19 protein-coding genes are annotated in these 20806 nt (G+C 61.2%); 12 read left to right on the forward strand and 7 right to left on the reverse strand.

Going from position 1 to position 20806, the window contains the following annotated elements; genetic code table 11:
- Nucleotides 1-5 precede the first annotated feature (5 nt).
- The 3 genes from DTW90_RS29070 to DTW90_RS29080 all read right to left on the reverse strand — a co-directional run bounded on the left by DTW90_RS29070 (nt 6) and on the right by DTW90_RS29080 (nt 3163).
- The gene (locus DTW90_RS29070; RefSeq protein WP_132525103.1) at nt 6-854 is read right to left on the reverse strand and encodes a carbohydrate ABC transporter permease; all 849 of its coding nucleotides are present in this window, start codon (nt 852-854) and stop codon (nt 6-8) included.
- A complete protein-coding gene (locus tag DTW90_RS29075; protein WP_132525101.1) occupies nt 847-1785 on the reverse strand; it encodes a sugar ABC transporter permease in 939 nt (312 codons plus the stop codon). The genes DTW90_RS29070 and DTW90_RS29075 overlap by 8 nt, the downstream gene beginning before the upstream one ends.
- 67 nt (nt 1786-1852) lie before the next feature.
- Nucleotides 1853-3163, reverse strand: a complete 1311-nt coding sequence (locus DTW90_RS29080) for an extracellular solute-binding protein (protein ID WP_149342872.1) — start codon at nt 3161-3163, stop codon at nt 1853-1855.
- A gap of 220 nt (nt 3164-3383) precedes the next feature.
- Between DTW90_RS29080 and DTW90_RS29085 the strand changes: the two genes are divergently transcribed.
- From DTW90_RS29085 to DTW90_RS29095, 3 genes are read left to right on the forward strand one after another with little or no spacing between them, the layout of a single operon-like run.
- Entirely contained in the window at nt 3384-4589 is a 1206-nt protein-coding gene (locus tag DTW90_RS29085; RefSeq protein ID WP_149342875.1) for an ROK family transcriptional regulator, read from the forward strand.
- 40 nt (nt 4590-4629) lie between these two features.
- Nucleotides 4630-5730: a Gfo/Idh/MocA family oxidoreductase gene (locus DTW90_RS29090; protein ID WP_149342881.1), complete on the forward strand. Its 1101-nt coding sequence runs from the start codon at nt 4630-4632 to the stop codon at nt 5728-5730.
- Nucleotides 5731-5745: 15 nt separating this feature from the next.
- A complete protein-coding gene (locus tag DTW90_RS29095; RefSeq protein ID WP_149342883.1) occupies nt 5746-6387 on the forward strand; it encodes a ThuA domain-containing protein in 642 nt (213 codons plus the stop codon).
- A 25-nt stretch (nt 6388-6412) separates the two neighbouring features.
- On the opposite strand, the gene DTW90_RS29100 is transcribed toward DTW90_RS29095, so the two are convergent.
- Nucleotides 6413-7432, reverse strand: coding sequence for a LacI family DNA-binding transcriptional regulator (locus tag DTW90_RS29100; protein WP_149342884.1), 1020 nt, complete (start codon nt 7430-7432; stop codon nt 6413-6415).
- A gap of 98 nt (nt 7433-7530) precedes the next feature.
- Here DTW90_RS29100 and DTW90_RS29105 point away from each other — a divergent pair, with 98 nt between their 5' ends.
- The 7 genes from DTW90_RS29105 to DTW90_RS29135 all read left to right on the forward strand — a co-directional run bounded on the left by DTW90_RS29105 (nt 7531) and on the right by DTW90_RS29135 (nt 14888).
- Nucleotides 7531-8718: a phytanoyl-CoA dioxygenase family protein gene (locus DTW90_RS29105; protein ID WP_149342886.1), complete on the forward strand. Its 1188-nt coding sequence runs from the start codon at nt 7531-7533 to the stop codon at nt 8716-8718.
- 143 nt (nt 8719-8861) lie between these two features.
- The gene (locus tag DTW90_RS29110) at nt 8862-9683 is read left to right on the forward strand and encodes an SDR family oxidoreductase (protein ID WP_149342888.1); all 822 of its coding nucleotides are present in this window, start codon (nt 8862-8864) and stop codon (nt 9681-9683) included.
- Nucleotides 9684-9844: 161 nt separating this feature from the next.
- On the forward strand, nt 9845-10681 hold the full coding sequence (locus DTW90_RS29115; protein WP_149342889.1) for a metallophosphoesterase: 837 nt from the start codon (nt 9845-9847) through the stop codon (nt 10679-10681).
- Nucleotides 10678-11841, forward strand: a complete 1164-nt coding sequence (locus DTW90_RS29120; RefSeq protein ID WP_149342891.1) for an ABC transporter ATP-binding protein — start codon at nt 10678-10680, stop codon at nt 11839-11841. Before DTW90_RS29115 ends, DTW90_RS29120 begins: the two co-directional genes overlap by 4 nt.
- Nucleotides 11834-12757, forward strand: a complete 924-nt coding sequence (locus tag DTW90_RS29125) for a sugar ABC transporter permease (RefSeq protein WP_149342893.1) — start codon at nt 11834-11836, stop codon at nt 12755-12757. The genes DTW90_RS29120 and DTW90_RS29125 overlap by 8 nt, the downstream gene beginning before the upstream one ends.
- Nucleotides 12754-13590, forward strand: coding sequence for a carbohydrate ABC transporter permease (locus tag DTW90_RS29130; protein WP_149342894.1), 837 nt, complete (start codon nt 12754-12756; stop codon nt 13588-13590). Before DTW90_RS29125 ends, DTW90_RS29130 begins: the two co-directional genes overlap by 4 nt.
- Before the next feature lie 26 nt (nt 13591-13616).
- Nucleotides 13617-14888, forward strand: a complete 1272-nt coding sequence (locus DTW90_RS29135) for an ABC transporter substrate-binding protein (protein ID WP_149342896.1) — start codon at nt 13617-13619, stop codon at nt 14886-14888.
- A 111-nt stretch (nt 14889-14999) separates the two neighbouring features.
- Here the strand turns inward: DTW90_RS29135 and DTW90_RS29140 are convergent, their stop codons facing one another.
- The 3 genes from DTW90_RS29140 to DTW90_RS29150 all read right to left on the reverse strand — a co-directional run bounded on the left by DTW90_RS29140 (nt 15000) and on the right by DTW90_RS29150 (nt 17705).
- Complete coding sequence (locus DTW90_RS29140) at nt 15000-15494, reverse strand: histidine kinase (protein WP_132525075.1); 495 nt, start codon at nt 15492-15494, stop codon at nt 15000-15002.
- Nucleotides 15495-15668: 174 nt separating this feature from the next.
- Nucleotides 15669-16661: a substrate-binding domain-containing protein gene (locus DTW90_RS29145; RefSeq protein ID WP_132525073.1), complete on the reverse strand. Its 993-nt coding sequence runs from the start codon at nt 16659-16661 to the stop codon at nt 15669-15671.
- A gap of 141 nt (nt 16662-16802) precedes the next feature.
- Nucleotides 16803-17705, reverse strand: a complete 903-nt coding sequence (locus DTW90_RS29150; protein WP_149342898.1) for a LysR family transcriptional regulator — start codon at nt 17703-17705, stop codon at nt 16803-16805.
- Between the two features lie 138 nt (nt 17706-17843).
- Here DTW90_RS29150 and DTW90_RS29155 point away from each other — a divergent pair, with 138 nt between their 5' ends.
- Together DTW90_RS29155 and DTW90_RS29160 are read left to right on the forward strand one after the other, a co-directional pair.
- Entirely contained in the window at nt 17844-19088 is a 1245-nt protein-coding gene (locus DTW90_RS29155; protein WP_149342900.1) for an HlyD family secretion protein, read from the forward strand.
- Between the two features lie 77 nt (nt 19089-19165).
- On the forward strand, nt 19166-20806 hold the full coding sequence (locus DTW90_RS29160; RefSeq protein WP_149342901.1) for an MDR family MFS transporter: 1641 nt from the start codon (nt 19166-19168) through the stop codon (nt 20804-20806).

Below are 20806 nucleotides of genomic sequence, written 5' to 3' on the forward strand. Positions count from 1 at the left end.
TGCGCTCAGGACTTCACGGCACCGGCGGTCAGGCCGGCGATGATGTGCTTCTGGGCAAGGAAGAAGACGATGATGGTCGGCGCGATGGTGAGCGTGATGAAGGCCAGCACCAGCTGCCACTGGGTGCCAAACTCGCCGCGATAGACCATGATCCCGAGCGGCCAGGGATAGATCGAATCCGAATTCAGCATGATCAACGGCAGGATATAGCTGTTCCAGCTACCGACGAAGGAGATGATGCTGACCGTCGCGACGATTGGCCGGGAAAGCGGCAGCGAGATATGCCAGAAGAAGCGGATATAGCCGCAACCATCGACGAAGGCCGCCTGGAACAATTCTTCCGGAAGGTTTCGAAAATAGTTCCGGAACAGAAGAATGCTCATGCCGAGCCCGAAAGCAACCTGCGGCAGCACCACGCCCCAATAGGTATTGAGCAGCCCGAGATCTCGGATGCGGATGAAGAGCGGCAGGATCGCCGTTGCCGCCGGGAACATCAGCCCGATCAGGAAATAGTTGAGCAGGAAGTTCGAACCGAAGAACTTCACATGCGCGAAGGTGAAGGCCGCCATTGCCGAGACGGAGACCGTAAGGAACACGGTCAGCACGGCGATGATCAGCGAATTCATCATCTGCCGCCAGTAGCGCTCGCCGAACAGGATGTCCGTATAGTTCTCGAAGTGCCACTCGACAGGCAGGCCGAAGGGATTGGTACGGAGGTCGCCAAGCGACTTGAAGCCGCCGAGCGCCGTCGTCAGCAGCGGAACCAGCACGATGGCGGCGATGATACCAAGCGACACGTAGAGATAGATCTTCGTGCCGGTGCTTTCGCGGACGGATGAGGCCATATCAGTCATTGCGCATAAATATCCGTTTGTAGCCAAAGGCGAGCGTCACGCAGATTATGAACAGCACGACGCCGACGGCGCTGCCGAGCCCGACCTGCATGCGAGTGACGCCGAAATTGAAGAGGAACGTCACCATCGTCTGCGTGGAATTGAACGGTCCGCCACCGGTCAACGGCATGATCAGATCGAATAGCTGCAGCGAACCGACGACGGCGAAGAAGACGGAAAGGCGCAGCGTCGAGCCCAAAAGCGGCAGCGTTATATAGCGAAATTTCTGCCAGCCTGTCGCCCCGTCGATCTCCGCCGCTTCCAATATGCTGCTGTCGAGCGATTGCAGACCAGCGATGAACAGCATCATGTGGAAGCCGAAATATTTCCAGACCACGACGGCAAGGACCGCATACATGGCAAGGTCCTTGTCGGCGAGCACATAGGGCGTCTGAAAGCCGAAGAGATGCGCGAAGGTGGCGAAGAGACCATAATCGCCGTCATAGACGAAGCGCCAGATCAGACCGGCCGCAACCTCGGCAAGTACATAGGGCAGGAAGAAGATCAGCCGAAACAGCACGACGCCGGCAATGCGATGCGCCAGCATCATCGCAAGCCAGATGGCGAGCGGTATCTGGATGATGATCGAGACGGCGATAATCAGCGCATTGTTCTTCAGCGAGGTGAGGAACGCGCCGTTCTTGAGCAGCAGCTCGAAATTCCGGAGGCCGATGAATTCGGTCGGCGGCCCATAGCCGTCCCACTTGTAGAGACTGTACCAGGCCGCTTCGCCCATCGGCAGGATGACGAAGATCGTGAACAACAGCAGCGCTGCCGGAAGAAACAACAGGATGACCGGTAGACGACCGCGATCGGCGGGGCTCTTGTGCCGCCTTGCCGATTTGGCGCCGGTTTCGGGCCGCAGCGCGGTCGTTATGCTGACATCAGTCATGATCGTCCTTGCTCTTGAAAACTAAAACGGGCGCCGGCCAAGGGGGAAGCCGGCGCCCATGTACCCCTTAGAGCTGGTCCTGCTCGAAGGCGTCCTGGACCTGCTGGGCGCCATCCTTGGGGGTCATCTGGCCCGACACGATCGCGACCGAGACGTCGTTGACCACGCGGCCGACGGAGGGGCCGAGATCCTGGTCGAAGAAGTTCTGGTGCCATTTGGTGGCGGCGAGCTGCTTGGCGGCATCGGCCATCAGCGGATTGGTGATGCCGTCTTCCGAGCCGTTGGTAACGGGAAGGATCATGCCGGCCTTCGCCATGATGCGCTCATTGTCGGCATTGGTCAGATACTTCAGGAAATCGAGCGTTTCCGGCGGAGCCTTCTTCGTCACGGCCCAGGCGTTCAGGCCGCCGAGCGTGTCGTTCGGATCGCCAGCGCCACCCATCACGGCCGGGAATGCGAAGCGGCCGATATTGTCCGGTGCCAGACCCTTGCCGTCGCCGGCATTGGTTTTCTGGTTGGCTTGGGTGTTTTCGAAGCCGAGGATCATGGCAGCCTTGCCGTCGCCGAAGACGCCGAGCGTCTGCGGCCAGGTGGCGCCGAGATAGCCGGGCTGGAAGGGATCGAGCTTGCCGAGTTCGGCCAGCTGCTCGCCGGCCTTGATGATGGCGGGATCGTTGAAACCGTCACCCTGGCCGGACTTGGCGGCATCAAACACCTTCTGGCCGCCGTCGCGCATGACGAGATAGCTCCAGTAGAAATGGATCGGCCACTTCTCGCCGCCGCCGCCCGCAATCGGCACGATGCCGGCAGCCTTGATCTTCTTGACCGCGGCCAGATAGTCGTCCCAGGTCTTGATGGCGGACGCGTCGACGCCAGCCTTGGCGAAGAGAGCCTTGTTGTAGAAGAAGCTGACGGTGCCGAGCTTGAACGGCACGGCGCCGATCTTGCCGTCAAAGGTCAGGCCGGTGACGGAAGCGGGGTTATAGGCCTTCAGCCACTCGCCGCCATTGGCGTTCATGGCAGAGGTCAGATCCATCAGGGTCCCGGTCTGCAACTGCTGCTTCAGCACGCCGCCGCCCCAGCTGTAGAAGAAATCGGGCGCATCGCTGGATTGAAGCAGCGTCGGCAGCTTGGCCTTGAAGGCTTCGTTTTCCAGGAATTGCATCTGGATCTTCACGCCCGGATGGGACGCTTCGTATTGATCGGCGATCTTGCGCCAGATCGCGACATAGCCGGGATCCAGTTCGAGATGCAGCCACTTGACGACCGTTTCCGCTGCGGCATTTCCCGCGCCGAGCAGAATGGCAAGACCTGTCGCGGCCGAAATCGCAGCAACGCGTGCGCCGCTAAGGGCCTTCGCCCTTACAAAATGAAACATGATTTCTCCTCCAGAAGGGATCTAAAGTTCCTCAGCAATTTTTCCCTTATGCGGATTAATTCAAGGGAAGTTTGCTCGAATGTCAACCGCATTTCCCAATTTTTAGGCAAAGCGGCTTGACAAGAGGGGGCTTGAGGGCGGTATTAAATTCGCAATCCGCCAAAAATAACACCCAAAACAACGATTACGACAAGCCACTTATGCACTCGGCCAGAATTTCATGAAGACTGCAGATCCCGAACTTATGCGGGCGATCAACCGCTTCAACGTGCTGGATACGATCCGGCGGGCGGGGTCGATCGCACGGATCGAGATCAGCGACCGGACGCAGCTTTCGACGACGACGGTCTCGGCGATCACCGGCTCGCTGCTGGATGACGGCCTTATCCTGGCGCTGACGGAGGGAGACCTCCGCAACGCTGCCGCAAGAGGCCGGCCCCGCGTCATGCTGGAACTCAATCCGGACGCAGCCCGCGTCGTCGGTGCCAAGATCGCGGCAAACCGCATGGTCTTCGTCGTTACCGATTTCCGCGGCGAGATGCTGTCCAAGCTGACGCTGGCGTTGCGCGTCGATCGCCAGCCGATCAACGTCATCGCCGATCTCATCGAGGATGGCATTCGCCGTTGCGTCGTCGATGCCGATCTTTCGATCGAGGAAATCGATTCCGTCTGCCTCGGCCTCCCCGGCGTCATCGAGCATCGCACCGGCCTCGTCCGCACCAGCCCCATCTTCCGTGAATCCGACGTCGATTTCGCCCGCGAAATGTCGGATCGCCTCGGTGTGACAACGATGGTCGAGAGCGATGCCCATGCGATCACGCTTGCCCATCACTGGTTCGGTCAGGCGCGGGATCTGGACGACATGGTGCTCGTTTCACTCGAGCAGACGCTTGGGCTCGGCGTGCTGCATGGCGGCCAACTTTTTCGCGGTGCGGGCGGCCTTAGCCACAATCTCGGCGACATGGTGCTCGGCATCGGTCCGCAGGGGCTGATCCGCCTGTCGAGCCAGGCCGGCGAAGGCGCGATCCTCGGCGACCAGCCGACCGGCGGCCGCTTTGCCGAAGCGATCCGTCTCGGCCGCGGCATGGCACATGCGCAAACATTGATTGCGGCGGAAGATAATACACTGATTAGCGCCGCCATCCGCGCCGGCGAGGCCTGCGGCATGGCGCTCGCCAATATCGTCACGCTGTTCGCGCCGCCGCGCGTCATCCTGGTCGGCTCCAGCCTGGCGCTGGGCCGCCCGTTTCTGGACAGCCTGCGGGAGGCCTATGCGACGGCCATCCCGCCATCGATCGAGGAGGTAGCGGAACTGGTTTTCGACCAGTCCGCCGACGAAACCTGGGCTCAGGGGGCGGCCGTCGTCGCCCTGCGCGAGCTCTATGAATCGCCCTGGGGCACGACCGGACCAGCACCGGCCCTCTGAAACCCGAGGCTTATCGACAAAATCCATTTGGAGGAGAGTTATGGAAAAAGTTGGTATTGGCATCATCGGCTGCGGAAATATTTCCGGCGCCTATCTCACCGCGATGAAATCCTTCCCGATCCTCGACATCAGGGGCGTGGCCGACCTGAACCGCGAACTGGCGGAGGCCAAGGCCGCCGAATTCGGCCTGAAGGCTGTCGATGTTGCGACGCTGATGGCGGATCCCTCAGTCGAGATCCTCGTCAACCTGACGATCCCGAAGGCCCATGTCGCGGTCGGCTTGCAGGCGCTCGATGCCGGCAAGCACACCTATTCGGAAAAGCCGCTCGGCATCAACTTCACCGAAGGCAAGAAGCTTGCCGATGCCGCCATGGCAAAGGGCCTGCGCATCGGCGCCGCGCCCGACACCTTTCTCGGCGGCGGCCACCAGACGGCGCGCGCCATCATCGATGAAGGCGCAATCGGCCAGCCGGTCGGCGGCACCGCGACCTTCATGTGCCCCGGCCACGAGCGCTGGCATCCGAATCCGGCTTTCTATTATGAAGTCGGTGGCGGCCCGATGCTCGACATGGGTCCTTACTACATCACCGACCTTGTCAACCTGCTCGGCCCGGTCTCCCAGGTCGCCGGCTTTGCCGTGTCGCCGCGCAAGGAGCGCATCATCACCAGCGAGCCACGCAATGGCGAGCGCATCCCCGTTCATGTCGCGACCCATGTCGCCGGCGTCATGGCCTTTGCCAACGGTGCCGTCGTCCAGATCGGCATGAGTTTCGATGTCGCCGGCCACAAGCATGTGCCGCTCGAAGTTTACGGCACGGAGGGAACGCTGATCGTGCCCGACCCGAACCGCTTCGCCGGCCCGGTCGAATATCTGAAGAAGGGCGGAGAGTTCGCAGAGCGCGAAGTCACGGCACCCTATGCCGATGGCAATTATCGCTCGCTCGGCGTCGCCGACATGGCGCACGCCATCCGCTCGAACCGGCCGCATCGCGCCAATGGCAGCCTTGCCCTGCATGTGCTCGAAGTCATGGAAGCCTTCCAGACCGCGTCCGACAGCGGCCGCACGGTCACCATCACCACACAGACGGAACGCCCGGCCCCGCTCTCCGAATCCCTCGTGGACGGAAAGCTCGGTCGCTAATCAGGAGGAATGGAAATGCGTGAAGCACTGATCGTCTGGGGCGGCTGGAGCGGCCACGAGCCGCAGGAATGCGCCAAGATCATTGAGGAAATGCTGCAGGAAGACGGCTTCAAGGTTTACGTCGAAAACAGCACCGAAGCCTTTGCCGACCCCTCGATCCACGATCTCAGCCTGATCGTGCCGATTGTGACCATGTCGAAGATCGAGAAGGAAGAGGTGAAGAACCTCGCCGCCGCCATCGAAAGCGGCGTCGGCATTGCCGGCTATCATGGCGGCGCCGGCGACTCTTTCCGGGAAAGCGTCGATTATCAGTTCATCATCGGCGGCCAGTGGGTGGCGCATCCCGGCAACATCATCGACTACAAGGTCAACATTACGCGGCCCGATGATCCGATCATGGAGGGGATCGAGGATTTCCCCTACACGTCGGAGCAATATTACATGCATGTCGATCCCTCGAACGAGGTGCTCGCCACGACGACCTTCAACGGCGATCACGCCTACTGGATCAACGGCGTCGTCATGCCCGTCGTCTGGAAGCGCCATTACGGCAAGGGCCGCGTCTTCTATTCCTCGCTCGGCCATCAGGCCAAGGAATTCAGCGTCCCGCAGATGAAGACAATGTTCCGCCGAGGCGCCAACTGGGCCGCGCGCTGAGCCAACTCGTCCCAGTGCCGGCGGCTCACCCCGCCGGCATATTGTATGGCGTGATGATCTCCACTGCCGACAGCGACGATGAAAAGCCGCGCCCCGCGATCGGAATCCGGCTCATGATGGCACGAAAGGTGGAGCGTGCATCCGTCCGGAGATCATGATGCAGCACGAAGCTGATCCGCCGCTCGCTCAATAGAACCCTGTTGTCCGCATCGAGATCATGCGCGACGAACACCCGCAAGGGCCGACTCGTGGCCTCGAAAGCCGCAAGAACTGCGCGATTGCCTCCGCCGATCGAATAGACCGCGTTGATGACTGGATTTTTCGCCAGTGCAGCCGCAGCAAGGCTTCCAGTCGCCGCGTCCGTGCCATACCCCTCGCTTATCTCGGTAATGCCTACACTAGGAAACCGGTCGCGCATGATGCGGCGGAAGCCGATCTCGCGTTCCTCCTCGCCGCGAAACCGGCTGCTCGACAGCGTCACCAGCGCATGACCATCATTTCCAAGATACTCGCCGATCAGATAGGCGGCCGTCTCGCCCGCAGCGCGGTTGTCGGCGCCGGCATAGGCGACGCGGGCGACATTCGGCAGATCGGTCACGAGCGTGACCACGGGAATTCCGGCCTCGATGGCGCGGCGCACCGCCTCGACGACGTCAGGCATATCAGGAACCTTGACCACGAGACCATCCGTGCCGCGCAGGCGGATACGGTCGATCAGCTGCGCCAGTTCCGCCGGTTTCATGATCTCGGAAAAATGGAAGCGGCAGCGGAAGACCGTCGGCAGAAAGGTCGAGACCTCGGCCTCGAAGGCCTCGCGGACGGCGGCGCTGAAACGCTCCGGCGTCTCCATCAGAATATCGATCGCAATCTTGCGCCCGGTCGTCTCCGCGCCCGTCTGCTGCTTTTCAAGCTCGGCAATCGCCGCCTTGACGCGCAGCGCCGTCTGGCGGCGCACGCCTGGCCGTTCATTCAGGACGCGATCCACCGTCGCTGTGCTCAATCCGGCCTGAAAGGCTATGTCCTTGACGAGAAAGGGATGGGTCATGGTGCGGCAATTCTGATGGATTTTTGATGGTTTTATGATCTATATCACCTCGATGTCAGGCGTATAGTCCTCTCATTCATCCGATGGAGGAGGCACCGATGAAAACAGACAATCTTCAAATAATGAGAGCGGACCGCATCTGGCTGACCGAGGACAGCTGTGATCTCGACGATTTCCGCGCCCTTGCGGAAAAGACCACTGATCTCGCCGATTATCCGCATGCTGATGCCGTCGAAAAGAACATCCTGATCTATGACAGCCGCAAGGTGCTGGCGGCAGCCGCGACCACCGATGGCCGACGCGCCGTTCTGGCCGAGATCTGCGAAGCCTTCGGCGAAGGCCCCGGCGTCGTCGTCTTCAAACATGCCTATGAGGATACCGGCATCATCGACCGGGCCAGCACGATCTTCGACGAGATCATCGAGGAGCAGCATCGCACATCATCAGGCGGCGGCGACCACTTCGCCAAGCCGGGTGCCAACGACCGCATCTGGAATTCGCTGGAGAAGCACTGCCTCGCGAACCCGGAAAACTTCGCCGAATATTACTGCAATGCGATCGTGGCGCTCGCCAGCGAAGCCTGGCTCGGCCCGAGCTACCAGATGACCGCGCAGGTCAACCGCGTCAATCCCGGCGGCGCAGCGCAGTCCGCCCATCGCGATTATCACCTCGGCTTTCAGTCGTCCGCTGTCATCGAGCAGTTCCCCGCCCATGTGCACAAGCTCTCGCCGGTGCTGACGCTGCAGGGCGCGGTTGCCCATTGCGACATGCCGCTCGAAAGCGGCCCGACGCTCTTTCTGCCGCACAGCCAGACCTATGTGCCCGGCTACCTCGCGCTGAAGCGTCAGGAATTCCGGGATTATTTCGACAAGCACCACGTGCAGCTGCCGCTGCAAAAGGGCGATATCGTCTTCTTCAACCCCGCCCTATTCCACGCTGCCGGCACCAACCGCTCGACTGATATCAAGCGCGTCGCGAACCTCCTGCAGGTCTCCTCCGCCTTCGGCCGCGCCATGGAAACGGTCGATCGCGAACGGATGAGCGGCAAGCTCTTCCCGGCGTTAAAAGCGCTGAAGGGCAAGCTCTCGGACGCCGAGATCACCAATGCGGTCGCGTCCTGCGCCGAAGGCTATTCCTTCCCCACCAACCTCGACCGCGACCCGCCGCTCGGCGGCCTTGCGCCGAAGACACAGGCGCAGCTGATGCATGAGGCGCTGCGCGAGGGGTGGAGCGACGAGGCGTTTGTGAGGGCGCTGAGGGAGCAGGCGGCGAAGAAGTTGAGCTGAGGGGTCTTTCGTCTACCTTCGGAACAAGAAGCCCCTCATTCACCGCGACAGGATGAAGGACCACACCCATCAAACACAAGCCTCCCGCCCACAAGCGAGGGGCCATCCGCATATCACCACACCAATCACCAGGGAGGAACCACATGACATCTAACTACAGCCGTCTCGACGGCAAGATCGCCATCGTTACCGGCGGCACGCAGGGCCTTGGCGCCACCATTGCACGGCTCTTCGCCGATCGCGGCGCCAAGGGCATCGTCATCTGCGGTCGCAACGAGCAGAAGGGCAAGGCCAAGGCCGAGGAGATTTCCTCCGCAACGGGCGCGAAGGTGGTCTACGTCCAGGCGGATCTCGGCAAGGTTGAGGAAGCCCAGAACGTCGTCCATGTCTGCGACCAGACCTTCGGCCGCGTCGATGCTCTCGTCAATGCCGCCGCGCTGACCGATCGAGGCACGATCCTCGACACCAGCCCTGAGCTTTTCGACAGGATGTTCGCCGTCAATGTCCGCGCCCCCTTCTTCCTGATGCAAGAGACGATCAAGGTCATGCGACGCGAGAAGATCGAGGGCACGATCGTCAATATCGGTTCCATGTCCGCCAAGGCAGGCCAGCCCTTCATATCAGCCTATTGTGCTTCGAAGGGCGCGCTGGAAACGCTGACCAAGAACACCGCCTATGCCGTGCTGCGCAACCGCATCCGCATCAACGGCCTCAACATCGGCTGGATGGCCTCCGAAGGCGAAGATCGCATCCAGCGCGAATTTCACGGTGCCGCCGCCGATTGGCTGGAGAAGGCAGCCGCAAGCCAGCCCTTCGGTCGGCTCGTCGATCCGCAGGAAGTGGCGCGCGCCTGCGCCTATCTCTCCTCTGATGAGTCCGGCCTGATGACTGGCTCCGTCATCTGTTTCGACCAGTCGATCTGGGGCGCCTGGGACGACTCTCCGCATCCCGTTGCACCACTCTGATCGAATGTGACTTCAACATGACAAAACTGAAAAACGACTGAAAAAGCCCGTTACCTAACTGACATCGGAGCCTTCTAAACAGGTCGGCGAAACGCGCCGGCCTTAAGCATTTTTTAACGCCCGGCCGGCGCGACCCGAATTCTTTACGAGGGTGCTGCGCCTTGAAAATCATCCAGATCACCGACACGCATTTCAGCCCGAGCAAGCCGCATTTCAACGGCAATTGGGAGCCGCTGGCCGACTGGATCGAAAAGAGCAACGCCGATCTCATCGTCCATACCGGCGACCTCAGTGTCGATGGCGCCGACAAGGATGAGGACATCGCCTTCTGCATGGACCTGATGCGCCAGATCTCCGTGCCCATGCTGATCGTTCCGGGCAATCACGATGTCGGCCACCTGCCCGGCTCGCTGCAGCCGGTTAATGAGACCCGCCTGGCGCGCTGGCGCAATCTCGTCGGCCCCGACTATTGGGCGGAAGATGTCGACAATTGGCGTCTGATCGGCCTCGACAGCCTGCTGATGGGCTTCAATGACGACGAGGAAGAAAAGCAATTCCAGTGGCTTGAAGAAATGCTGGAAAGCAGAGGCGACCTGCGTGTCGCGCTCTTTGCCCACAAGCCGCTCTTCGTCGATACGCCTGACGAAGGCGACACCGGCTACTGGAGCGTCCGCCCCTCGCCGCGCAAGCGTCTCTACGACCTGATCGCCGCCCATGACGTCGCGCTCTTTGCCAGCGGCCATCTGCACTGGGCATGGCAGGGCCGCTTCAACGATACGTCGCTCGTCTGGGGTCCGTCCGCGGCCTTCATCCTGAGAAGCATGGAGCGCGAAATGCCGGGCGAGCGCCTAATCGGCGCGGTCGTGCACCAGTTCGGCGAAACGATCGAAAGCCAGCTCGTCGCAGTGCCCGGCATGACGGCCTATTACCTCGACGACGTCGTCGAGGAAGTCTATCCGCACGAAGCGCACAAAGTGAAGACGGAGCCGACCCCATGACCGCGCTCTCGCTTCGCAACATCACCAAATCCTTTGGCGACAACGCCATTCTGAAGGGCGTCAGCCTTGATGTCGAAGCGGGCGAATTCATTGCCCTTGTCGGCCCCTCGGGCTGCGGCAAGAGCACGCTGCTGCGTATTCTGGCCGGCCTCGACCATGCCGACAGCGGCGAAATCACGATCGGCGGCGCGCAGATGTCCGGCATCGCCGCTGCCGACCGCAACATCGCGATGGTCTTCCAGTCCTACGCGCTCTACCCGCATCTGACGGCTGCCCAGAACATCGCCGTGCCGCTCGCCATGCGCCGGCTGTCGACGACGCAGCGGCTACCCTTCGTCGGCTCCCTGGTGCCGGGCCAGCGCGCCACCCGCAAGGCGATCATGCGCGATGTGCAGGACATGGCGAAGTCGCTGAAGATCGATCATCTGCTCGATCGCAAGCCCGGCCAGATGTCCGGCGGTCAGCGCCAGCGTGTGGCGCTCGCTCGCGCCATGGTGCGCCAGCCAAGCATCTTCCTGATGGACGAGCCGCTGTCGAACCTCGACGCCAACCTGCGCGTCCATGCTCGCGGAGAAATCGTCGAGTTGCATCGCCGCGCCGGCGTGCCGACGGTCTATGTCACCCATGACCAGGCCGAAGCGCTGTCGATGGCCGACCGCGTCGCCGTCATGATCGGTGGCAACCTTCTGCAGCTCGCGACCCCGCAGGAGATCTACGATAATCCCGCCCATGTCGAAGTCGCCCGCTTCGTCGGCCAGCCGCGCATCAATCTGGTGCCGGCTCGGGTGGAAAACGGCGTCATCGCCTTCGGCGACATCAGGCTCGCGCTCGAAGAGCCGGATTTCGCCGGCACCGCGATCACGCTCGGCATCCGTCCGGAATTCGTGAAGCTCTCACCGAACCGCCAGGACGCGCTCGCCGCCCATGTCGAGCGCATGGAGTTCCTCGGCTCCGAAGTCATCCTGTTCTGCAAGCTCGATGCGATCGGCGAAACGATCGTCGCCAAGCTCTCGCCATCGGAAACAGCAGGACTTTCAGCCGGAACGCCTGTCGGCCTGACGCTGTCGGCCGATCGCGCCATGGTCTTTGCCGAAGAAGGCCGCCGCCTGCGCACCAAAGCGCTTGCCGTCAATCCCGCGCGGGAGGCCGCCAATGGCTAGCGTCACCGCCGGTGTGATCCCGGTGCATTCGGTCGCGGATCGCGAGAGGAGCGAACGGCGCACCGCATGGCTGATCGCCATGCCGGCGATCGTTCTCACCATCGCCTTCGTGATTCTGCCCGTCGTCGCCGTCATCTTCCTCGGCTTTACCGATTTCAAGCTCGGCCTCGGCAAGTTCCGCTTCGTCGGCTTCGAGAACTACGCCCATCTCCTGAAGGATCGCACCTTCCAGAAGTCGCTCTGGAACACGACGATCTATACGGCGATCGTCGCACCCGCATCGATCGTCCTCGGTCTCGCCGTCGCGTTGCTGATCGAGAGCGAAACGGCCGCCCGCAGCTTCTTCCGCACCGCCTATTTCCTTCCTGTCGCCTCGCTGATCGTTGCCATGGCGACCGTCTGGCAATATCTCTTCCATCCGACCATCGGCCCGATCAATGCCATGCTGGCGCTGGTCGGCATCCCCGGCCCGAACTGGCTCGGCAGCTCCGCTACGGTGCTCTACAGCCTCTCGATCATCGGCGTCTGGCAGTCGGTCGGCTTCAACATGGTGCTGTTCCTGGCTGGCCTGACCGCCATCCCGCGCGAGCTCTATGCCGCAGCCGAGGTCGATGGCGCGAAATCGGCGCTCGACCGCTTTCGCCTCGTGACCTGGCCGATGCTCGGGCCGACCACGCTCTTCGTCATCACCATCAGCGTGACGAATGCCGTCAAGGTCTTCGATACGGTGAAGACGCTGACCGACGGCGGACCGAACCATGCCTCGGAAGTGCTGCTCTTCACGATCTATCAGGAAGGCTTCGTCTATCTGCGCGTCGGCTATGCCTCGGCAATGACAGTCGTCTTCCTGGCGATCCTCGTCGCGCTGATGTTTCTGCAATACCGCCTTCTCGACCGGCAGGTGCATTACACATGAACGCCAACGCAATCACCCCCGGCCGCATCCTTCGTTTCGGCCTGCTGAGCCTCGGCGCGATCTTCTTCCTGGCGCCCTACATCTTCATGATCTCGACAGCGGGCAAGAAGCAGGACGATATCTTCACATCGGCCCTGCAGCTCATCCCGCAGCACTTCTACTATGTCGCAAACTTCATGCACGCGCTGGAAAAGGTGCCGATGGGCACGCTGCTCTGGAACGGCGTGCTGGTCTGCGCGCTCATCTTCTTCTTCCAGGTGCTGATCGCCGTTCCCTGCGCCTATGCCATGGCGAAGCTGACGTTTCCGGCCGCACGCCTGATGATGGTGCTCGTCATGCTCGGCCTGCTGGTGCCGATCCACGCAACGGCGCTGCCGCTCTACGTCGCCTTCAACAACCTGGATCTGCTGAACAGCTACACCGCGCTGGTGGCGCCCTTCTCGATCTCGGTCTTTGCGATCTTCATGTTCCTGCAATTCTTCCGCGCCATGCCGGACGATCTGATCCACGCGGCGCGGCTGGACGGCATGTCGGAGCTCGGCATTGTCGCCCGCGTCATCGTGCCCAATGCCTGGCCGGCGGTGACCGCTTTCGCGATCTTCTCGGTCGTGGCGCACTGGAACGATCTCTACTGGCCGCTGATCGTCATCAGCAAGCAGGGTTACGCCACCCCGCCGCTCGGCCTCATGTATTTCCGCGCCGCAGAAGCCGGCGACGATTACGGCGCCCTCATGGCTGCCACGCTGTTTATCACCCTTCCCCTCGTTGTCGCATTCCTGCTCGCGCAGAAGCGCTTCGTCGAGGGTATCACCATGACCGGTCTCAAAGGATGACCGGTTTTCCAACAGGAGAACGAGCGATGAAGCATATCACCCAGATTCTCGCAGCTGCAGCCATTACGATGGCCTTGTCTGTCCCGGCTTACGCCGAGACGACGCTGACGGTTCACTATCCCATGCCCGGCTTTTTCAAGGACGTGATGGACACGATCTCGAAGAAGTTCATGGAAGAAAACCCGGATATCAAGATCCAGTTCGCTGCCCCCTCGGCAACCTATGAAGAAGGCATCCAGACGATCCTGCGCGAAGCCGGCACATCTGACATGCCCGACGTTACCTTCATCGGTCTCAACCGCCTGCGCATGCTCGACGAGCGCAACGTCGCCGTCGATCTCGGACCGCTCGTCCAGAAGGACGGCAAGATGGGTGAAGAAGGCTTCTCCGACACGATCCTGAAGCTCGCCCAGGTCAAGGGCAAGCAGGTCGGCCTCGCTTTCGCCACGTCCAACCCGATCATGTACTACAACGCCGATCTCGTGAAGGCTGCCGGCGGCGACCCGAACAACCCGCCGAAGACCTGGGACGAAGTCATTGCGCTCGGCGGCAAGATCAAGGCTCTCGGCAACGGCGTTGATGGTATCGACTTCCGCTGGCAGGGTGATGACTGGATGTTCTCGGCCCTTCTCTTCGGCGCCGGCGGCAAGATGCTCTCAGACGACGAAAGCAAGGTCACCTTCAATGGTCCGGAAGGCCAGAAGGCTGCCGAGCTGATCCAGCGCATGGTCAAGGAAGGCGGCATGCCTGTCTTCACCAAGTCCGCTGGTGAACAGGCATTCGCAGCCGGCAAGGTCGGCTTCACGTTCCAGACCACCGGCGCCCTGATCAACACGATCAAGAACACCGGCACCAAGTTCGACCTGCGCACTGCCAAGATCCCGCTGATCGACCCGATCAACGGCAAGCTGCCGACCGGCGGCAACGCTGCCGTCATCCTGACGCATGACGCTGCCAAGCAGGACGCCGCCTGGAAGTTCATCAAGTTCGCAGCCGGCCCTTACGGCGCTTCCGTCGTCGTTCCCGGCACCGGCTACGTTCCGAACAACGAACTCGCTGCCAAGTCTGCTGAATATCTCGGCGACTTCTACAAGAAGAACCCGCTCTTCCAGGCCAGCCTGAACCAGATGTCGCTGATGATCCCGTGGTACGCCTTCCCGGGCGAAAACGGCGTCCGCGTCACCCAGACGATCGTCGACAACCTGTCGCGCATCGTCGATGGCTCCGCACAGCCGAAGGAAGCACTGGACGACGCAGCAGCCGATGTTGCCGACATGCTGCCGCAGAAGAGCAACTGATCGATTGCCTGATCGTTGACGAACGCCGCTCCCCCGGGGGCGGCGTTTTCTTTATGCGAAGGCGGCAGCGGTCACGACCACCATGCCGCCGGCCGGTTTCTCCTCGTGCGATCAGTTGACCGGCTTGATCGAGGCAACGATTGCCTTGACTTCGGCATCGTGTTTGTCTTCGTCGCCCTTGCTTCCCCAATAGGTTACCACGAGCGCATTGTCGCCGGATGTCGATACGAAGAGCAGGCCGACGCTGACGGGGCCGTCTTCATCCTTGCCATCCCATTCCAGGGTCGTCATCTGCAAGCCGTTGACCTCGGTGACGGGGGTGTCCTTCTGTGTCGACTGATCGATGGAAACCCCGTTTTTCGTCAGAAAATCGATCGAGTCGGTAACGACCTTGTCTATGGATTTGCTGTTGGCGACGTCGGCCGAAAGATAGACGGCGGAATCAGCCGATGTTCCCTGAACGCCGCTCTCGGTCTCTTCCGGCTTCCAGCTGTCAGGGATGGTGATGCTTGCGATGGGCTTGTCGCTGGGAAACTTCAAGGTCGCAGCGTGGGCCGCCAGAGGAGATGCAAAAGCAAGCAAGGCGAAAGCGATAATTTTCTTCATGACAGTATCCTGAAAGGTTGAGAGCGATGCAGCGGCATCGGCCGACAACCTTTAAAAGTAATATCTTAAAATCGCGGTCTCTGGCCCATAAGAGGCCAAAAATGAACCTCTGGCTTGTGTCTGGGGGCCAAGAGCGGCCTTTGCGAAATGCTTATAGCCGGGACTGCGCGCCGGTCATGACACGTGGTTGAGATCGCGAACGGTGCCGCCGCAACGCAACCTGTAGGCAGCCGTCAAATGCCGTGGCGGAGCGGCATTCTCCGCTATGTCCAGCAGCAGGGACGCAGCCGCAGCTCCCATCGTGCCATCGGGTATCTCGACCGTGGTCAGCGCCGGATCCATCATCCGGCCGATGGCGATGCCGTCGAAACCGGCAACGGAAATATCCAGCGGAACGGAAAGCCCCAGCCGCCGCACCGAGCCCATGACACCCAGCGTCAGGAGATCATTGGAGCCGATGATCGCCGTCGGCTTGAGTGTCGAGACCGCTTCGCTGAGATCGAGCTGATCATAGCTGTCGATGAAGGGTATCTGCAGTGCCTCGAAGGCCTCGAGCCCGGCATTGCTCATGGCCCTTACATGGCCGAGATAGCGGAGCTTTGCTCGATCCGATGCACCGAAATGACCGGACACGAACAGGATACGCCGGTGACCATGAGCTATCAGATGGTCGGTCAAATCCCTGCCCGCCCCGAAATTATCGGTCGTCACAGCCGCTGCAAAACGAGGCGTCGGCAGATTGTTGAGCAATACGGTCGGCGGCAGCGACGAGGAAAGCGCAAGGCTGCGCTCCGGATCGCAGACCGTCAGGATAAGCCCCGTCGGACGCTCGTTGAGGAGCGAGGCAACCGCATCGACCTCCTGCGCGGGATCGTAATTCGATTGCGCGATCAGCACGCTGTGGCCGGCAAGCAGCATGCGTTGCTGGATGCTCGACAGCGAGGCTGCAAAGACTGGATTGGTGATGCTCGGGATCAGCACGCCGATAACAGGCCGGCGTCTGGCAAGCGCGATGGCACGGCCACTGGCGCGATAGCCGAGCTCGGCAGCCGCACGGCGCACCCGGCGAACCATCTCGTCGCTGACGGGACCGTTGCGGTTCAGCACCCGATGCGCGGTCGCAACAGAGCAACCTGCACGATAAGCAACCTGCTGCAGCGTCGACATGGCTTCGAAAACCTTCGCCTTTGAGCGGTTACGCCACGAAAAACGTGGCAAACGGCATCGCGGCTTAGCCGACAGGGATGACACTTATATGAAGCGAGCCGAAAGCGCGTCCGGGTTCGCGCACGGGCTGAAAATGCGAAATCAGCTCATCCACCTGCGGTGTTCTGCGAAGCGCTCCGCCGCCAGATCGATGAAAAGCCGCGTCTTGGTCGGCAGATGCGCGCGGTTCGGATAAATCGCGCTGATGTTGAATTCCGCAGGTTTGTAGTCCGGCAGCAAACGCACCAGCTTGCCGGCCGCCAGATCGTCCACGATAACGAAGCTTGGCGCCAGAAGGATACCTTGCGCGTTGAGTGCCATGTAGCGCAGCGTCTGTGCGCTGGTCGTCACGATATTGCCGGCGACCCTGACGCTGACCTGTTCTCCGTTCGGATCGAAGAAACGCCACTCGTCGCCATAGGGATAATAGGCGTAGCGCAAGCAATTATGCGTCCCGATATCTGCAGGCACCGAGGGCGGCTGATGCGCTTCGAGATAGGCAGGCGAACAGGCCAATGCGTGTCGCCACGGCGTCAGGCGTCGGGAGATGAGGCTGTTGTCCGGCAGCGGTACCGCGCTGATGGCAAGGTCATAGCCTTCCTCGACGAGATCGACCATGCGCTCCCCAATATTCAGATCGATCGAGACGGAGGGGTAGAGGCTGAGATATTCCGATACGACAGGCGACAGGAAGCGAATGATCGCCGTGCTGGTAAAGATCCTTAGCGTGCCTCGCGGCATTGTCGTCAGCGCGCCGACTGCCGTATCGGCCTCGTCGAGATCGGCGAGAATCTGGCTTGAGCGCTCGTAGTAATATTTGCCTGACTCCGTCAGGCTAACCTTGCGCGTCGTGCGGTTGAGAAGCCGGACTCCGAGCCGATCTTCCAGCGATTGCACATGGTTGCCGACCATGGTGACCGACATGTTGAGCCGCCTCGCCGCAGCGGAAAAACCACCGCATTCCACGACCCGCCCGAAGACTGTCAGGCTCGTCAGCCTATCCATGCTTGCTCCGATTATCCGCTCTCGGTTGATGATCCTTCCCGATTTAAGCAGATTATCACTTGGCGTGCCATGAGGCATTTTCCTCCCAACGACACATCGGGCTTCACGCGGTGAAGCCCAGATCGAAGGAGAAGGACCATGGTTGAATTGCCCCGCAAGGACGCTTTTGAAACGGCGCGACAGACCGAAGTTGCAAAGGTTTCCGAAGCTCCAGCCGCCCCCGCGACGGATGCCCCAACGGCGCCTGCCGCCGAGGCTTCCAAGAAGGCTGGTCGCAAGATCGTCAAACGCAGCGTCATCGCAGCCGTCCTGCTCGCCGGCGTCGCCTTCGGTGCAGATTTCGGCTATCACTACTGGACGACGGGTCGCTTCATCGAATCCACCGACGATGCCTATGTGAAGGCCGACTACACCACGATCGCACCGAAGGTTTCCGGCTATATCGCCGACGTGCTGGTCAAGGACAACGAACACGTCAGGGCCGGCCAGGTACTCGCCCGTATCGACGACCGCGATTATCAGGCAGCGCTCTCCCAGGCCCTTGCCAGCCTCAAGGCGTCGAATGCCGCCATCACCAATCTCGATGCGCAGATCGCCCTGCAACAATCGGTCATCGACCAGGCAAAGGCCACGATAGCAGCCTCGGAAGCATCGCTGAAATTTGCCGAAGCCGATAACGACCGTTTCCAGAACCTCATTCAATCAGGCGCAGGCACGACCCAGCGCGCCCAGCAATCCGTCTCGGCCCGCGACCAGGCCGCAGCGCAGCTCCAGCGTGATCAGGCGGCCCTCGTCGCCGAGCAGAAGAAAATCCCCGTGCTTCAAACTCAGCGCGATCAAGCCCTGGCGGAGCGCGACCACAGCACCGCGGCTGCCCACCAGGCCGAGCTGAACGTCTCCTATACCCAGATCGTAGCACCCGTGGACGGCACCGTCGGTGCCCGCACGCTTCGCGTCGGCCAGTACGTCACCTCGGGAACGCAGCTGATGGCCGTGGTTCCTCTGAACGCCGTCTATGTCGTCGCCAATTTCAAGGAAACGCAGCTCACCTATGTCCGTCCTGGCCAAGAGGTCGAGATCAAGGTCGACAGCTTCCCTGACGCCGCCATCAAGGGCCATGTCGACAGCATATCGCCGGCAAGCGGCCTGGAATTCTCGCTGCTGCCCCCTGACAACGCCACCGGCAACTTCACCAAGATCGTCCAGCGCATCCCTGTGAAGATAACCTTCGACGATCCCAGCCTCGCCGGCCTGCTGCGCTCCGGCATGTCGGTCGAGCCCGACATCGATACCAAGGCTGCCGTACTTTCGAACGACCGCAATCCGAAGGCGTCAGCAGACGCCGAAAGCCATGAAGAAGGATTATCCAGCCACGCTGGATGATCCTTCCCTTCCTTTCACAATTATCGCCGGCCGTGGCTCGTGAGAATGTCTTCTCAAGAGCCAGAAGGAGAACTGTCATGGCCACCTTTCAACCCGCAGCAAACAGCAACATTGCTGCAGCGCCTGCCCAAAGAACGAATGTGAAGGCAGCCCCCGCGGCAACGGAAACACATGGCGCCAGCGGCCTGAAGATGTGGATCGCCGTCATCGGCTCCACGCTCGGCGCCTTCATGGCCGTCCTCAACATCCAGATCGTCAACGCATCGCTCGCCGACATCCAAGGCGCCATTGGCGCAGGCACCGATGATGGCGGCTGGATTTCGACCTCCTACCTGATTGCCGAGATCGTCGTCATTCCGCTGACCGGCTGGCTCGCCCGCGTCTTCTCGGTCCGTACCTACCTGCTGGCCAACGCCATCCTCTTCCTGGTCTTCTCGGTTGCCTGCGCCTTTGCCGCAAACCTGCAGCAAATGATCGTGCTGCGCGCCATCCAGGGCTTTTCAGGCGGCGTGCTGATCCCGATGGCCTTCACCATCATCATCACCATGCTGCCCAAGGCCAAGCAATCGATCGGCCTTGCCCTCTTCGCCCTATCCGCCACCTTCGCGCCAGCCATCGGTCCCACCATCGGCGGCTACCTCACTGAGAACTGGGGCTGGGAATACATCTTCTACGTCAACCTGGTTCCCGGCGCGATCATGGTCGGCATGCTGTGGTTCTCCCTGGAAAGCGCGCCGATGAACCTCGGCTTGCTCGCCAAGGGCGACTGGCCCGGCATCTTCACCATGGCGATCGGGCTTGCTTCGCTGCAAACGGTGCTCGAAGAGGGCAACAAGGACGACTGGTTCGGCTCGCCCTTCATCCTCCGCCTGTCCGTCATCGCTGCCGTTTCGCTCACCCTTTTCCTGATCATCGAGCTGAAGACCGCGCACCCCCTGCTGAACCTGCGCCTGCTGGTCCGCCGCAACTTCGGCTTCGGCATCGTCGCCAACTTCCTGATGGGTATCGCGCTTTATGGCTCGGTCTTCATCCTGCCGATCTACCTGACCCGCATCCAGGGCTATAATTCCGAGCAGATCGGCATGGTGCTCGCCTGGACCGGTATCCCGCAGCTGCTGCTGATCCCGCTTGTCCCGCGCCTGATGAAGCGCTTCGACGTCCGCATTCTGATCATCGCCGGCTTCGCCCTCTTCGCCGCCAGCAACTTCATGAATGTCTACATGACGGCAGATTATGCCAGCGATCAGCTCTTCTGGCCGAACATCGTCCGCGCCATCGGCCAGGCCCTTGCGTTTACCCCGCTGACTGCCGTTGCGACTGCGGGCATCGAAAGGGAAAATGCAGGCTCCGCCTCGTCGCTCTTCAACATGATGCGCAACCTCGGCGGCGCGGTCGGGATCGCGATGCTGCAAACCTTCCAGCAGAAACGCGAGCAGTTCCATTCGAACATCCTGACCAATTCGGTCTCGACCTTCGAGGAAGCCACCCGCACCCGCATCGCCCAGCTGACCAATTACTTCCTGAACCATGGTGTCACTGACCAGGCTGCCGCCCAGCACAAGGCTGTTGTCGCCATTGCCGGCCGTGTTCGCGAACAGGCCAATATCATGGCCTTCAGCGATACGTTCTATTTCCTCGGCGTGGCACTCGTTGCCGCGCTCGTTGCCAGCCTGTTGCTCAAGAAACCCGGCCATGTGGATGGAGGCGGCGCCCACTAG

The organism is Neorhizobium sp. P12A, from assembly GCF_008365395.1.
GTDB lineage: Bacteria > Pseudomonadota > Alphaproteobacteria > Rhizobiales > Rhizobiaceae > Rhizobium.